Here is a 14,473-nt window from a genome sequence, read left to right on the forward strand (position 1 = left end):
TATGGAAGCGCTGTTTGCATCCGCCGTGGGCGTGTTGACCGCTGCAGGCATTTTTCTGATCCTGCGCCGCCGGACCTTTCCGGTCATCCTTGGCCTGTCGCTGCTGACCTATGCGGTGAACGCCTTTCTGTTTGCCACCGGGCGGCTGGCGCTGAACGCCCCGCCGGTGCTGAACAACTACAAGGAGGTCGCTTATACCGACCCGCTGCCGCAAGCGCTGGTGCTGACCGCCATCGTGATCTCGTTCGGAATGACGGCGGTGATCGTGATGATCGCGCTCAGCGCGTATCTGTCCTCGAAGACCGATCATATCGACCTGCCGCTGGCAGAAGAGGCAGGAGAAGACGAATGAACCACTGGATCATTGCGCCGATTGTCCTGCCCGCGATCCTTGCGCCCTTCATCATCATGGTGCTGCGTCACCATCTGGACCTGCAGCGGGTCTTTTCGGTGGCGGGCAGCGTTGGCCTGCTGGCGATTGCCGCCACCCTGCTGGCGCAGGCCTCGACCGGTGAGATTCAAACCTATGAGCTGGGCAACTGGCCTGCGCCTTTCGGCATTGTGCTGGTGCTCGACCGACTGTCGGCGCTGATGGTGGGGTTGACAGCGATGCTGGCCCTGCCGGTGGTTCTCTACGCCATTGGATCGGGCTGGGACACAAGGGGGCAGCATTTCCATGCGCTGTTTCAGTTCCAGTTGATGGGAGTTACGGGCGCCTTTCTGACCGGCGACGCCTTCAATCTGTTCGTCTTTTTCGAGGTGCTGCTGATTGCCTCATACGGGCTGATGACCCATGGCGGCGGTGCGGTGCGGCTGAAGGCGGGTGTGCAATACGTGACCTTCAATCTGCTGGGCTCGACCCTGTTCCTGTTCGCGCTCGGCACGCTTTACGCGGTGACCGGTACGCTGAACATGGCCGATCTGGCGGTGCGCGTGGCCGAGATCCCGCCCGAGGACACAGCCCTGCTGCGTGTGGGCGCGGTGCTGCTGCTGCTGGTCTTTGCCATCAAGGCCGCCGTTTTGCCGCTGCATTTCTGGCTGCCTGCGAGCTATGCCAACGCACCTTTGCCGGTCGCTGCACTGTTTGCCATCATGACCAAGGTGGGGGCCTATTCGATCCTGCGGGTCTATACGCTGATCTTCGGACCCGATGTTGCCACGACCGAGGGGCTGGTGGGCGACTGGCTGCTGCCTGCGGCGATGCTGACGCTGGCCGTGGGTGCCATCGGCATTCTGGGCGCGCGGCAGATCGGGCGGCTGGCGGCGTTCGGGGCCATCGCTTCGATGGGCACACTGCTGATCGCCGTGTCGCTGTTCACGCCCGAGGCGACGGCGGCCGCGCTCTATTACACCGCGCATTCGACCTTTGCCGCCGCCCTGCTGTTCCTGATCGCGGACATGGTGATGGAGCGGCGCGGCGGCGCGATCATACCGCAAAGCCCGATGGCGCAAACGGGTCTGATTGCCTCGATCTTCTTTGTCAGTGCCATCGCGATGGCGGGAATGCCGCCGCTTTCGGGTTTCGTCGGCAAGCTGCTGGTCATGGACGCCGCACGGCATGTGGATCACTATGCCACGATCTGGGCTGTGATCCTCGGAGGCTCCTTCGTCACCATCGTGGGCCTTGCCCGGGCGGGTTCACTGATTTTCTGGAAAAGTCACGATCCCGCCTATGTGCAAGCTGAGGTCGTGAATGAAGAACCTGAGGAGGCACCCGCTCCTGCCGCGCCCGAACCCTATCCCGGGCTGGCATTCGCTTCGGTCTTCGTGCTGGTGGCCGGGCTTGCCGCGCTGACGATCTTTGCCGGGCCAGCCACGAAATATACCGGTGGGATTGCCGCGCAGCTCTTCGCGCCGCAGGATTACATCACGGCCGTTCTGAAAGGGGAGAAGGAATGAAACTTCTGCGTCGCATCTTCCCCCACCCGCACCTGACCGTACTGCTCACGCTGGTCTGGCAGCTTCTGGCAAATGAACCCTCGCTCAATTCGCTGTTGTTCGGCCTGCTGCTTGGCATCGTGATCCCGTTCATCACCCAACCCTACTGGCCGGACCGGCCCAAGCTGCACAACTGGCCAATGGTGGTCGAGTACATTCTCGTCGTGCTCTGGGACATCATCATGGCGAACATCACGGTTGCGCGGATCATCCTGTTCAAGCGGGACGAGGATCGCGAGCCGAACTGGATCTGCGTACCGCTTGAACTGCGCACGCCCGAGGCGATCACGGTTCTGGCCGGAACCATCACCATGACCCCGGGCACGGTCAGCTGTGATCTGTCGGCCCAAGGCCACAACCTGCTGGTTCACTGCCTTGACGCACCCGATCCGGACGCCGTGCGCGACCAGATCAAATCCCGCTACGAACGCCGCCTGAAGGAGATTTTCGAATGATCACCTATGCGCTCTATTTCACCTTCGCCTGTTTCGGCGCGGCGATCATGATGTGTCTGTGGCGGATCATCACCGCCGAGGGCGTGGGAACCCGCGTCCTGGCGCTGGATACGATGGTGATCAACACAATCGCACTCCTGATCCTCTACGGGCTGAACCTTGGCACCGAGATCTTTTTCGAATCCGCGATGATCATTGCCATGCTGGGCTTTGTCTCAACCGTCGCCTATGCGCGCTTCATGCTGCGCGGCAACATTATCGAGTGAGGCAGCCATGCAGTATCTGTTCGAACTCCTGATCGCCTTCTTCCTGATCGTTTCCGGCATCTTCGGCTTTGTCGGGTCCTTCGGGATGATCAAGCTCAAGGACCCGATGTCGCGCCTGCACGCACCGACCAAGGCGACGACGCTGGGCGTGGGCGGGGTGCTGCTGGCGTCGATCTTCCACTCGATCCTGCTTGAACAGCACGTGTCGCTGCATGAGTTGCTGATCACCCTATTTCTGTTCCTCACCGCTCCGATCACGGCGCTGTTCATTGCCAAATGGCACATTCACCGCCATGAAACGCCCGAAAATCTACCGGACGCCGGCGAGGATGAGCTGTGGGCCACCCATGCGGTCGAGCAGGACGAAGACGTACCGGACCATACTGCAACCTGAGGCCCCATGCACACACCTCCCCTGCCCCTGACCCGTGATCTGGTGTTGATCGGCGGGGGACACACCCATGCACTGGTGCTGCGAAAATGGGGCATGAACCCTCTGCCGGGCGCACGTGTCACCGTGATCAATCCCGGCCCGACGGCGCCGTATTCCGGGATGCTGCCGGGCTTTGTCGCCGGTCACTATGAGCGGTGGGAACTTAACATCGACCTGGTGCGGCTGGCGCGTTTCGCCGGGGCGAGGGTGATCCTTGGCGGGGTCGACGGGATCGACCTCGACCGGCGCGAGGTGCATGTGCCGGGCCGTCCGCCGGTGGGTTTCGACGTGGCCTCGGTTAATGTGGGCATCACTTCAGACATGCCGGCGCTGCCGGGCTTTGCCGACCACGCGGTGCCGGCCAAACCTCTGGGGCCTTTTGCGGCGCACTGGGCTGAATACTTGGCCGGTGACGGTCCCGCCTCGGTCGCGGTGATCGGTGGTGGGGTTGCCGGGGCCGAGTTGGTTATGGCCATGGCCCATGCCTTGAAGGCGCGCGGGCGATCCGCAAAGGTCACGCTGATCGACAGCGCCACCGCACTGAGCGCGACCGGCCCCAAGGCCGCCGCTTCGATCCGGCGCGCGATGGCGGGGCTGGGGGTCGATCTGATTGAACGGGCACAGATCGACTATATCGCCCCTGATCACCTGCAACTGGCCGGCGGGCGCCGGATCGAGGCCGAGTTCGTGACCGGCGCCGCCGGCGCCCGGCCCTATCGCTGGATTGCCAAGACCGGGCTGGCCTTGCAGGACGGTTATATCGCGGTGAACGGGCATCTGCAGTCGAGCGACCCGCATGTGTTCGCCGCCGGGGATTGCGCGCATCTGAACGATGATCCGCGCCCCAAGGCAGGTGTCTATGCGGTGCGCGAGGCACCGGTGCTGTTTGACAATCTCAGGGCGGCGCTCGGCGCAGGCCAGATGCGCCGGTATGTGCCACAGAAGGATTACCTAAAGCTGGTGTCTCTGGGCGGCAAGTCGGCGCTGGCCGAGCGGTTTGGAACCGCGCTGAGCGGCGGGCTGATGTGGCGGTGGAAGGATCATATCGACCAGAAATTCATGAACAGGTTTCGCGACCTGCCGCAGATGAAACCGGCTCCGCTGCACCGCGTCCATGCCGCTGGGCTGGTCGAGGCTCTGGGCGACAAACCCATGTGCGGCGGCTGCGGCGCCAAGGTCGGGCGCGGGGCGTTGCGCACAGCGCTGGCGGCGCTGCCGGATGCGCCACGCGAGGACATCACGCCCCTGCCCGGTGATGATGCAGCGCTGCTCAGCACCGGCGGCGCGCGTCAGGTGATCACCTCGGACCATCTGCGCAGCGTGACGGATGATCCGGTGCTGATGACCCGGATCGCCGCCGTGCACGCCCTAGGCGATATTTGGGCGATGGGCGCCTGCCCGCAGGCCGCCACCGCCACGCTCATCCTGCCGCGCCTGTCGCCCGAGTTGCAGCAACGCACGATGGCCGAGATCATGGCGACCGCAAACGAAATCATGCGTGGCGCCGGTGCCGAGATCGTCGGCGGACACAGCTCGATGGGTGACGAGATGACGATCGGGTTTACCGTGACAGGTCTGTGTGACGCTGACCCGATCACGCTGGCGGGTGGACAGCCGGGGCATACGCTGATCCTGACGAAACCATTGGGCAGCGGCGTGCTGATGGCGGCCGAAATGGCGGGCAAGGCACAGGGCGCCTGCGTTGCCGCCGCTTATGATCTTATGACCCAGCCGCAGGGTCAGGCCGCGCTGATACTGCACCGCGCCCATGCAATGACGGATGTGACCGGATTCGGACTGGCCGGGCATTTGCAGGGGCTGGCCGAGGCCTCGGGCTGCGGAGCGGTGCTGGATCTGGACGCGGTGCCCGTGATGGAGGGCGCGCTGGACCTGTCGGAACAGGGCATCCGCTCGACCATCTATGCCAACAACCGGTCGCTGGCGCCGGAGTTGCCGACAGGTGGCAAGGCCGATCTTCTCTACGATCCGCAAACGGCAGGCGGCTTGCTGGCCGCAGTGTCCGCGTCCGATGCCGAACGCCTGCTGGCCGAGTTGCAGGACGCGGGCTATCCCGCCGTGATCATCGGCCACCTGACCGGCACACCCGGCCTGACGCTTCAAAGCTGAGCGACGATCTCTTCGATCCCCGCCGCCGCCGTATCGAGCCCGGCGGCATCCAGCGTCTGCATCTCGACCTGCGCGATCACCTCGGCGCCGTGCGCCTTGCGCGATTTCAGGTAGGCAGGGTCGTAATGCTGCTCCATCAGCATCCGCGTCAGCCCGGGCTTGTCGCCCGCCTCGATCCGTTCGAACCAGCCGTCGACCACCTCATGCCCGCGATGATGGCGCAGCGGGTCGAGCCGGGCGCGCAATCGGTCGGCGTCGGAAAGGATATCGTCATAGGCCTCAACCAGATAGGCGGTGCGCGCCTCAAGCGAGGCCGACACCTCAATCCGCGGCGCGGCGCGCAGGGCGCTCCACAGGCTGGGCGGCAGGATGCGGTCTCCGATCTTGGACGATTCCGCCTCGACCGCCACGGGCCGCGCCGGATTTAGCCCGCAGAGCACCCCGGCCAACCGCGATTCGAAGGCTTTCTGGCTGGGTTGCCCGCCCGGCCTCTCGCCCAGCAGCGAGCCGCGATGGTTGGCCAGCCCCTCCAGATCCACCACCTGCACGCCACGCGCGCTCAGCCTTTCCAGAAGTTTGGTCTTGGCCGTGCCGGTATAGCCATCCAGCGCCACCAGGCGGTGCGGCAGCGGATCGTCGTATAGATAGCGGTTCACCAGCCGCCGGTAGGTGCGATAGCCACCCTCGATCACTTCGGCGCGCCAACCGATCTGCTGCAGCAGCCAAGTGAACGAGCCCGACCGCTGCCCGCCCCGCCAGCAATAGACCAGAGGCCGCCAACCGCCCTCGTGATGGCTCAGACGATGCTCCACATGGTTGGCCGCATTGCGGAACACCAGCGCCGCACCCAGCTTGCGGGCCAGAAACGGGCTCTGCCGCACATAGATGGTGCCGACCCGGGCGCGTTCCTCGTTGCCGAGAACCGGCAGGCTAATGGCGCCGGGCAGATGATCCTCGGCGTATTCCGCCGGGCTGCGCACGTCGATGACGGTGTCGAAGCCGTGAGAATAGAGTTCAGAGAGGGACGAAAATTTCAGTGGCATAGTGCCGGTCTAACGCGCTCGTGTCAGGGGGGAAAGATAGGCGAATCCGATCCCTATCGTTCTTAGCAATTCTATGACACAGGTTAAGGACCGACGAGTGTATAATTGGTTGTCTGAATGGTATCTATGGACCTTCACCTGATGCCGGGTCACCTGATCCGGCGGCTGAATCAAATCTCGGTCGCGTTGTTCCTGGACCGGATGGAGCGTGCCGGGATCCGGCTGACTCCGGTTCAATTCTCTGCGTTGACCGTGATCCGAACGCATCCGGGCATCGATCAGGCCTCGGTTGCGGGGCTGATTGGTTACGATCGGGCCACGCTGGGTAAGGTTGTCGACAGGCTTGAAACGCGCGGTCTGGTCACGCGGACTGTGTCCGAAAACGACCGCCGCGCCCGGTCGTTACGCCTCAGCCCACAGGGAGAAGCGCTGCTGGATCAAGCCACGCCACACGTCGAAGCGGTTCAGCCGGATATGCTGATTGGTCTGGATCAGGCTGAGCAAGAACAGTTTCTGGCGCTGCTGAACAAGATCATCATGGCGGGGAACGACCTGAGCCGCGCGCCTCTGACGCCGAATCGCAACTGAACCACCAGCGGTGGCTACTCAGCCTGCACCGGTAATGGCTCGATCAGCTCCGGCCCGCTAGCCCGGTTTGAGTTAACGGCCACCGGAACGCGGTGGAATTGCAGGATATCCTCGGCCCCGGGCCGCATCAGAGGCGCAGCGCCCTTGCCCAGCTCGCCGAGCCAGAGCGCCCAATTCTTCGGCTCCAGAATCAACGGCATGCGGTGATGGATCTGTGATAGTGTCCGGTTCGCGGGTGTGGTGACGATGGCGCAGGTGCTCTGCCGGTTCTCGACCTGCCCCCAATCCTGCCACACCCCGGCAAAGGCGATGGGCGCGCCGTCGCGGCGCCGGATATACCACGGCAAGCGTTCACCCTCGGCCGTTTTAGTCCATTCGTAGAACCCGGTTGCCACCAGCAGGCAACGGCGCTGGCGGCAGGCCTCGCGAAAGGCAGGTTTGTCTGCGATGGTCTCGGACCGGGCGTTGATCAACAGCGGGCCGCCGTTTTCGGCCTTGTACCACTGCGGCAGGAAGCCCCAGCGCATCGCCACTAACTGCCGTCCGGTCTCACCCGATTTCACCACATGCACCTGATTGGTCGGGCAAATGTTGTAGTTGGGCGCATAGGGCACGGTGTTGGCCACACGCGCATCGAAATGCTGACCCATGGCGTCATTGGGCAGGGTGATGGTGAAACGTCCGCACATGGGGCGGAGCTTAGCCGCCCGCCCCGCCCGTCGCCAGAGCTCAGGCCGCTTGCGGCGCGGGATTCGCCGCCTGCCATGCATCGAGCGCCTCGAGCGCGGCGATCCAGCGCTGGATGTTGGCGTAATTTGCCACCGGATAGTGGCAGGGCTCGCGATAGCACAGGATTGCGCCGACCGAGATATCGGCGGTGGTCATCCCGTCGCCTGACAGCCAGTCGCGGCCTTTCAGATGCCCATCCAGCACGGCAGCGAACTGGTGGAAGGTCTGGGTGGCCTCTTCCAAATCGACACTCTCATTGCCGAAGATGTAGCGCGAGATGAACTTGGAGCAGGCCGGGGTCCAGTGGCAGGATTCCCAGAACTGCCAGCGCATGATGTCATAGCGCGCATTCGATTTCGGCCAGAGCGGGGTGTCCACCTCGGCGCAAAGCCGGTTGATGATCGCATTCGATTCCCAGAGCGTGGAGCCGTCATCATATTCCAGCACCGGCACCCTGCCATTGGGATTGAGCGCCAAAAACTCGGGCGCGCGCTGCGCGCCGGTTTGCAGGTCGACGATCTCGGCCGGCAGGTCCAGGCCCAGCAGAGAATTCACGACCAGGACTTTGCGGGTGTTGGGTGAGGCGGGAAAGACATGCAGTTTCATTGGATATCCTTCTTTTTAACATTTAAGTTAAATAAAAGGATGTACCTTACGAGTCAATCCCCGCCTCGCAATGAAAAAGGGCCGCACCGGATGGCGCGGCCCCTTGGGCAGGTTCGTAAACCTAGCCTTATTTCTGCTTGATCCGCCCGTCCAGATAAGGCTGATACGGCGCGTTCGCGGCCAGATACTCGGCGGTCACATCCGCCAGATCGGGGCCGAAATCATAAGCTTTCTTGTCGTCGCCCGAGAACATCTTGTAGCCGTCGCCGCCATTGCGGACATAGTTGTTGGTCACCACCAGATAGGTCTGCGCCGGGTCGATCGGCACAAAGCCATCCTCGCTGGCCACCATGACCTCCTGAATGCGGCCCTCGTTGGGGGCAACCGCGGGATCCCAGGTAAAGGTCAGGCCCGAGACCTGCGGGAACCGTCCCTTGACCTCTTCCACCTGGCTCACGCCGTTTTCCAGCGCGTCGATGACGCCTTGCCCGCTGATCTCGAAGGTCGAGAGCGTGTTCTGGAACGGCAACACGGTCAGCACCTCGCCCATGGTCACGTCGCCGGTGTCGATCGAGGCGCGCAGACCGCCCGAGTTGGCAATGGCAATGGTCACGCCCTGATCGGCAACCCGGTCCAGCATGGCGTCGGCCACCAGATTGCCCATCTCGCATTCCTGCACACGGCACACGGCGCGGTCGCCCTCGATCGGCGCGGCAGCATCGGCAACCACCTTGTTGCGGATCTCTTCCAGCGGCTGGGCCAGTTCCTTGATGCGGGCCACGGTGCCTTCATCCTCGGACACGGTGCCGTCCATGACCAGCGGTTCTCCGACGGCCTCGACCACGTTGCCGTCATCGTCGAAGGTCACGTTCAGCTCACCCAGGAACTTGCCATAGGCATAGGCCTGAACGATCTGGACGCCGTTGACAACGGTCGGATACGGGCCCACGGCCTTGTCGGACGTATTGGAGAGATACGTGTTGGAGTGCCCACCGACAATCACGTCGACCCCAGTGGTCTCCGCGGCAACGCGCTGATCGACGCCATAGCCGGAATGACTGAGCACGACGATCTTGTTCACACCTTCGGCAGTCAGCTTGTCGACTTCGGCCTGCACAGCGGCTGCCGGGTCGCTGAAAGTGATATTGGGACCGGGCGACGCCAGATCCGGCGTATCTTCAGGCGTCAGACCGATCAGGCCGATCTTTTCACCGCCTTTTTCGATCACCGCCGATTTCATCAGCGTGTCGGCCAGCAGTTCCTCTTTGGTGACATCGGCGTTGGACATCAGCACGGGGAATTCGACTGCATCCATGAAACCGCGCAGCACTTCGGGCCCATCGTCAAACTCGTGGTTGCCCACGGTCATGCCGTCATAGCCGAGCTTGTTCATCATCTCGGCGGCAACCTTGCCCTTGTAATAGGTGTAGAAGAGCGAGCCCTGGAACTGGTCGCCGCCATCCACCAGGATCGAGTTTTCCGCTCGCCCACGTGCCTCTTCAATGGCAGTCACCAAACGGGCCGAGCCACCGAAGCATTTGCCCTCGGCATTGTCCTCCGCGCCGCAGCCGCTGTCATACTTGCTGATGGGCTCAAAGCGCGAATGGAAATCGTTGGTGTGCAGGATGGTCAGTTTGTAATCGGCCGCGGCCATGCCGGCGGTCAGGCCAAGTGTGGCCACCGTGGTCAGAAAACGGGTCAACATCGATAGAAACTCCCTATTGTCGTTTTGCAGCGATGGTGCGACGGGGACGGCGCGGAGTCAAAGGGTGAGTTGCGGCGACGTAGCGGGAATTGGCGCTTGATTCCGCCCCGGCCCCAAGGCATCACGCCCTCATGCTGATCTACAAGATTTTCCGGGCGGACGAATGGGCCGCCCTTCAGGCCCAAGGGGAAACGCCGGGCGCGCCGATCGATGTGAGCGACGGGTTCGTGCATTTTTCGACTGCCGAGCAGGCCGCCGAGACCGCCGCCATGCACTTCGCCGGGGCCGAAGGGCTGACCTTGCTGGCTTGTGACGCCGACGAGATGGGAGAGGCGCTGAGATGGGAGGTGTCGCGCGGCGGCGCCCTGTTCCCGCATCTCTACCGCAACATCCGGATGTCGGATGTGGTCTGGGCCAAGCCGCTGCCGCTGGTAGACGGGGCGCATCGCTTCCCGCCGGAGATGTTATGAGCGGCCATGTCGATCCGGACCGCGTCCAGTTCGAGGCGTTCAAATCGCTCGACAGGGACCAGCCTATCGAGATGCTGAACCTGGTGAAGTTCCGCGATCTGGCCGTCTATCCCAAGGAGCATGCTCTGGCAGGAGCCGGGCTGAGCGGGGCCGAGGCCTACAAACGTTATGGCGCCGAGACCGCGCCGATCATCGCGCGGCTGGGCGCCTCGATCCTCTGGCGCGGCGCGTTTCAAACGGTGCTGATCGGGCCGGAGGATGAGGCCTGGGATGAGATGTTCATCGCCCGTTATCCTTCTACGCATGCGTTTCTCGAGATGGTCACAGATCCCGATTACAAACAAGCTGTCATACACCGGCAAGCGGCCGTCGAAACTTCGCGCCTGATTCGCTGTGCACCCGCCGAAGGGGGAAGGACATTCGGATGAACATGATCGAGAAGCTGGGCCTTGCTGCCCTGCACCGGATGGACCCGGAAGCTGCGCACGGGATGTCGATCAGGGCGCTGAAGATGGGGCTGACCCCGGCGCCCGGGCCGGTGACCTCGCCGCGTTTGCGCACGCGTGTGGCCGGGCTGGACCTGCCCAACCCGGTGGGACTTGCCGCCGGGTTCGACAAGAATGCCGAGGCTTTGGCGCCGCTGTCCCGTTCCGGCTTCGGCTTCATCGAGGTCGGCGCCGCCACCCCGCGCCCACAGCCCGGCAACCCGAAGCCGCGCCTGTTCCGGCTGACCGAGGACAGGGCTGCAATCAACCGCTTTGGCTTCAACAACGAGGGGATGGAGGCCATCGGCGCCCGTCTGGCCGCCCGGCCAAAGGACGCGGTGATCGGCCTGAACCTCGGCGCCAACAAGGACAGTGACGACCGGCCCGGCGATTTCGCCAAGGTGCTGGCCCACTGCGCCGCGCATCTGGATTTCGCCACCGTCAATGTCTCGTCCCCCAACACCGAAAAACTGCGAGACTTGCAAGGCAAGGCGGCACTGACGGCGCTACTGGCGGGCGTGATCGAGACCCGCGACGCCCTGCCCCGCCCCCTGCCCGTCTTCCTCAAGATCGCTCCGGATTTGACCGAGGCCGAGTTGGAGGACATCGCCGCGGCCGCCCGTGAAACCGGCGTAGATGCGGTGATCGCCACCAATACCACCCTGTCGCGTGACGGTTTGGCGAGCGTGCACATGGGCGAAGCCGGTGGCCTGTCCGGTGCACCTCTCTTTGAGAAATCCACCCGCGTTCTGGCCCGGCTCAGCGCGTTGACGCAGGGGGCGATCCCGCTGATCGGCGTGGGCGGCATCAGCACTGCGGAACAGGCCTATACCAAGATCTGCGCAGGCGCCTCGGCGGTGCAATTCTACACGGCCATGGTCTATGGCGGGCTGTCACTGGCGGGCGAGATCGCGCGCGGGCTGGATGAATTGCTGGCTCGCGACGGGTTCGACAACGTCGCGCAGGCCGTTGGCAGCAAAAGAGAGGACTGGCTGTGATCGAATATTGGCATAACCCCCGCTGCTCCAAATCCCGTTTGGGTCTGGCCTTGCTGGAGGAGCGCGGGGCAGAGGTGACGGTGCGCAAGTACCTTGAAGACGCGCCATCGCTGGAGGAGCTGAGGGCGGCGCAAGCTGCGGCTGGCATCCCTGCGATCCAGATGATGCGGACGGGCGAAAAGCTGTTCAATGAGTTGGAACTGAGCAAATCGGATGCGGACGAGGTGCTGCTGGCCGCGATGGCCGAGCACCCAATCCTAATCGAACGTCCGCTGGCCCTAAGCGACGGCAAGGCCGTGATCGGGCGACCGACCGAGGCGCTGCTGGACCTGCTCTAACCCACCTGCGCCTCAAGGCGCGGGTAGCGCAGGCCCAGCGTCAGCCCGCGTGTGATGTTGAGCACCATCAGCGACGCCCAAAGCCCGTGATTGCCATATGCGGGCACCAGCACCACCAGCGCCAGCACGTAAACTGCGACCGACTGGATCATCGCCCAGCGCATGTCGCGGGTCCAGGTGGCGCCGATATAGATGCCGTCGAACATCCAGCTGGCCACGCCCAGAACCGGCGCGATGGCGGCCCAGAACAGGAACTCGCGCCCGGCTACACGCACTTCGGGCGAGGTGGACATGATGTCGATAAGCAAGGGCCCGGCGAGCATGAAGATAGCGCCAAGCAGGACCGCCCCACCCACGCCCCATTGTGAGGCCACGACCGACGCGCGGCGCACCTGATGGCGGTCCCTGGCGCCGACGGCGCCACCCACCAGCGCCTCGGCCGAAAAGGCGAACCCGTCGAGCGCAAAGGCCGTGATCTCCAGAAACTGCAGCAGCACCTGATTGGCGGCGAGGTTCACGTCACCCAGATCCGAGCCGATGAACAGGAAGGTGGTGAAGGACAAGGTCAGCAGCACCGAGCGCACCATGATATCGGCATTCACCTGCAGCATCCGGCGCAGGCGGGCGGGGTCAAAAATGCGGGCCCAGTCGTGCCATTGTTCCCCGGCAAACGCATCGCGACAGAGCCACAGCCCCAGCGCCAGCCCCGTCCACTCGGCAATCAAAGTGGCGGTGGCCACGCCCTCGACACCCCAGCCCAGCCCAAGCACAAACCACAGATCCAGCACGATGTTGAGCCCGTTCATCCAGATTTGCAGGACGAACACGCCCCGTGTGCGCTCGACCGCGATCAGCCAGCCGGTGACGGCATAAAGCGCGATGGTGGCGGGTGCGCCCCAAATGCGGATCTCCAGATAGTCGCGGGCGAGGCTTTCGACCTCGGCGCTGGCCGGAGCCAAGGCGAAAGCTCCCCAGAACAAAGCCGCTTGCGTGACGATGAAAACGCCGCCCGCGAGGAAGGCGAGGATCAGGCCCCGCATCAGCAGCGCTCCGGTTTCCGCCATGTCCCCGGCCCCGCGCGCCTGCGCGGCCAGCCCGGTAGTGCCCATGCGCAGGAACCCGAAGATCCAGTAGACAGTGGCCAGGATCACCGCGCCGATGCCCACGGCGCCGATGGGGGCCGCCTGCCCCATCTGGCCCACGACGCCGGTATCCACCGCCCCCAGAATCGGCACGGTGGCGTTCGACAGCACAATCGGCAGCGCGATCTTCAGCACCCTGCGGTGGGTAATGGGCGCCGAAGCGTCGGACATGTCTGATCAGCTCTCGGTCACACGAGGCTGCGGCATCAGGAAATGACCGGTGGCCTGCGCGAACAGCTTGGCGTGATTGTCCTGCCAGGCCTCGACCCGGACCGAGGCGTAACGGCGCCCGGACCGGCTGATGAAGGCGCGGGCATAAGCATCGCGCGGCAGGCCCGAGCGCAGGTAATCGACGGTGAAATCGATGGTCTTGGGAAACCGCATCCGGTCGTCGTTGAGGATATCCTCGGGGTTCACCTCGCCGCTTTCGATCTGCGGAAACAGGTGCGACCAGCTCAGCGTGATGATCGCCGTGACCTCAAGAAAGGCCGCCGTCACCCCCCCATGGATCGCCGGCAGGAACGGGTTTCCGATGAGCTTGTCGTCGAAATTCAACACGCCGGTCAGTTCATCGCCACGCCGGTCGAAAGTGATGTCGAGAAAGCGGATATAGGGCACGCCTTCGACCAGCGCCTTGAGCGCGGCATCGCGGCGCTGCTTGACCACCTGCATGGGTTCGGGACGGGGGCGCGGCATCACTTGCCCTCCACGGTAAAGGCGCCTGCGGCTGTTGCCACCGGGCGGTCGGTGTCTTCGTCCATCGCGGTAGCGCGGACAAAGGCCACGTTGCGGGTGATGTGATAGCAGGTCGCCTTGGTGGTGATGGTCTGCCCCGGCGTGGCCGCGCGCATGTAGTCGATGCGCAGGTCGATGGTGGCGGTGCCTCCGGGCGCTGACGGGTGGCTCATCACCGCAGCACCGCAGCAGGTGTCCAGCATCGCCGAGACAGCTCCGCCATGGATGACACCGGTGCGCGGGTCGCCGATCAGATCGGTATTGTAGGGCATCGAGATTTCCGCCTCACCCGCGCCGATGTGCGTCAGCTCCAGCCCCAATGCCTTGGCATGGGGAATCGCCTCGATGAATTGGCGCGCCAGTTTTATCTTGTCGACCATATGCTTGGGTCCTGTCCTTGGGTCGCCCCTTTATG

At 63.8% G+C, this 14,473-nt stretch carries 18 protein-coding genes; 11 read left to right on the forward strand and 7 right to left on the reverse strand.

The window, feature by feature from the left end; translation table 11 throughout:
• The first annotated feature begins 1 nt into the window (after position 1).
• Genes AB3N21_RS15515 through selD form a run of 6 tightly spaced genes read left to right on the forward strand, consistent with a single transcriptional unit; the run spans position 2 to position 5,219 of the window.
• Complete coding sequence (locus AB3N21_RS15515; protein ID WP_367936059.1) at positions 2 to 352, forward strand: Na+/H+ antiporter subunit C; 351 nt, start codon at positions 2 to 4, stop codon at positions 350 to 352.
• A complete protein-coding gene (locus AB3N21_RS15520; RefSeq protein WP_367936060.1) occupies positions 349 to 1,899 on the forward strand; it encodes a monovalent cation/H+ antiporter subunit D in 1,551 nt (516 codons plus the stop codon). The genes AB3N21_RS15515 and AB3N21_RS15520 overlap by 4 nt, the downstream gene beginning before the upstream one ends.
• Positions 1,896 to 2,393, forward strand: a complete 498-nt coding sequence (locus AB3N21_RS15525; RefSeq protein WP_171174695.1) for a Na+/H+ antiporter subunit E — start codon at positions 1,896 to 1,898, stop codon at positions 2,391 to 2,393. The genes AB3N21_RS15520 and AB3N21_RS15525 overlap by 4 nt, the downstream gene beginning before the upstream one ends.
• Positions 2,390 to 2,659 carry a K+/H+ antiporter subunit F gene (locus AB3N21_RS15530; RefSeq protein ID WP_171174697.1) on the forward strand — a complete coding sequence of 90 codons (270 nt, stop codon included), beginning with the start codon at positions 2,390 to 2,392 and terminating at the stop codon, positions 2,657 to 2,659. Before AB3N21_RS15525 ends, AB3N21_RS15530 begins: the two co-directional genes overlap by 4 nt.
• A gap of 7 nt (positions 2,660 to 2,666) precedes the next feature.
• Entirely contained in the window at positions 2,667 to 3,053 is a 387-nt protein-coding gene (locus AB3N21_RS15535) for a Na+/H+ antiporter subunit G (RefSeq protein WP_367936061.1), read from the forward strand.
• A 6-nt stretch (positions 3,054 to 3,059) separates the two neighbouring features.
• On the forward strand, positions 3,060 to 5,219 hold the full coding sequence (selD, locus tag AB3N21_RS15540) for a selenide, water dikinase SelD (protein WP_367936062.1): 2,160 nt from the start codon (positions 3,060 to 3,062) through the stop codon (positions 5,217 to 5,219).
• Here selD and mnmH read toward each other — a convergent pair.
• Positions 5,210 to 6,262, reverse strand: coding sequence for a tRNA 2-selenouridine(34) synthase MnmH (gene mnmH, locus AB3N21_RS15545; RefSeq protein WP_367936063.1), 1,053 nt, complete (start codon positions 6,260 to 6,262; stop codon positions 5,210 to 5,212). The genes selD and mnmH overlap by 10 nt on opposite strands.
• A 126-nt stretch (positions 6,263 to 6,388) precedes the next feature.
• Here mnmH and AB3N21_RS15550 point away from each other — a divergent pair, with 126 nt between their 5' ends.
• Positions 6,389 to 6,850 (forward strand): MarR family winged helix-turn-helix transcriptional regulator, encoded by a 462-nt coding sequence (locus AB3N21_RS15550; RefSeq protein ID WP_367936064.1) that lies wholly within the window; start codon positions 6,389 to 6,391, stop codon positions 6,848 to 6,850.
• A 14-nt stretch (positions 6,851 to 6,864) separates the two neighbouring features.
• Here the strand turns inward: AB3N21_RS15550 and AB3N21_RS15555 are convergent, their stop codons facing one another.
• The 3 genes from AB3N21_RS15555 to AB3N21_RS15565 form a co-directional block, all read right to left on the reverse strand.
• Positions 6,865 to 7,539, reverse strand: a complete 675-nt coding sequence (locus AB3N21_RS15555; RefSeq protein WP_367936065.1) for an SOS response-associated peptidase — start codon at positions 7,537 to 7,539, stop codon at positions 6,865 to 6,867.
• A gap of 40 nt (positions 7,540 to 7,579) precedes the next feature.
• Positions 7,580 to 8,185: a glutathione S-transferase family protein gene (locus AB3N21_RS15560; protein WP_367936066.1), complete on the reverse strand. Its 606-nt coding sequence runs from the start codon at positions 8,183 to 8,185 to the stop codon at positions 7,580 to 7,582.
• Between the two features lie 127 nt (positions 8,186 to 8,312).
• Positions 8,313 to 9,890 carry a bifunctional UDP-sugar hydrolase/5'-nucleotidase gene (locus tag AB3N21_RS15565; protein ID WP_367936067.1) on the reverse strand — a complete coding sequence of 526 codons (1,578 nt, stop codon included), beginning with the start codon at positions 9,888 to 9,890 and terminating at the stop codon, positions 8,313 to 8,315.
• Positions 9,891 to 10,021: 131 nt separating this feature from the next.
• Between AB3N21_RS15565 and AB3N21_RS15570 the strand changes: the two genes are divergently transcribed.
• Genes AB3N21_RS15570 through arsC form a run of 4 tightly spaced genes read left to right on the forward strand, consistent with a single transcriptional unit; the run spans position 10,022 to position 12,181 of the window.
• Positions 10,022 to 10,360, forward strand: coding sequence for a DUF952 domain-containing protein (locus tag AB3N21_RS15570; RefSeq protein WP_367936068.1), 339 nt, complete (start codon positions 10,022 to 10,024; stop codon positions 10,358 to 10,360).
• Positions 10,357 to 10,788 carry a DUF1330 domain-containing protein gene (locus AB3N21_RS15575; RefSeq protein ID WP_367936069.1) on the forward strand — a complete coding sequence of 144 codons (432 nt, stop codon included), beginning with the start codon at positions 10,357 to 10,359 and terminating at the stop codon, positions 10,786 to 10,788. The genes AB3N21_RS15570 and AB3N21_RS15575 overlap by 4 nt, the downstream gene beginning before the upstream one ends.
• The gene (locus AB3N21_RS15580; RefSeq protein ID WP_367936070.1) at positions 10,785 to 11,843 is read left to right on the forward strand and encodes a quinone-dependent dihydroorotate dehydrogenase; all 1,059 of its coding nucleotides are present in this window, start codon (positions 10,785 to 10,787) and stop codon (positions 11,841 to 11,843) included. The genes AB3N21_RS15575 and AB3N21_RS15580 overlap by 4 nt, the downstream gene beginning before the upstream one ends.
• Positions 11,840 to 12,181 (forward strand): arsenate reductase (glutaredoxin), encoded by a 342-nt coding sequence (arsC, locus tag AB3N21_RS15585; RefSeq protein ID WP_367936071.1) that lies wholly within the window; start codon positions 11,840 to 11,842, stop codon positions 12,179 to 12,181. The genes AB3N21_RS15580 and arsC overlap by 4 nt, the downstream gene beginning before the upstream one ends.
• Here the strand turns inward: arsC and AB3N21_RS15590 are convergent.
• Genes AB3N21_RS15590 through AB3N21_RS15600 form a run of 3 tightly spaced genes read right to left on the reverse strand, consistent with a single transcriptional unit; the run spans position 12,178 to position 14,438 of the window.
• Positions 12,178 to 13,494: an MATE family efflux transporter gene (locus AB3N21_RS15590; protein ID WP_367936072.1), complete on the reverse strand. Its 1,317-nt coding sequence runs from the start codon at positions 13,492 to 13,494 to the stop codon at positions 12,178 to 12,180. The genes arsC and AB3N21_RS15590 overlap by 4 nt on opposite strands.
• A 6-nt stretch (positions 13,495 to 13,500) precedes the next feature.
• Positions 13,501 to 14,019, reverse strand: a complete 519-nt coding sequence (locus tag AB3N21_RS15595) for a PaaI family thioesterase (protein ID WP_367936073.1) — start codon at positions 14,017 to 14,019, stop codon at positions 13,501 to 13,503.
• Positions 14,019 to 14,438: a PaaI family thioesterase gene (locus AB3N21_RS15600; protein ID WP_367936074.1), complete on the reverse strand. Its 420-nt coding sequence runs from the start codon at positions 14,436 to 14,438 to the stop codon at positions 14,019 to 14,021. Before AB3N21_RS15600 ends, AB3N21_RS15595 begins: the two co-directional genes overlap by 1 nt.
• Between the last annotated feature and the right edge of the window lie 35 nt (positions 14,439 to 14,473).

The sequence above is a fragment of the Ruegeria sp. genome, assembly GCF_040830605.1.
GTDB lineage: Bacteria > Pseudomonadota > Alphaproteobacteria > Rhodobacterales > Rhodobacteraceae > Ruegeria.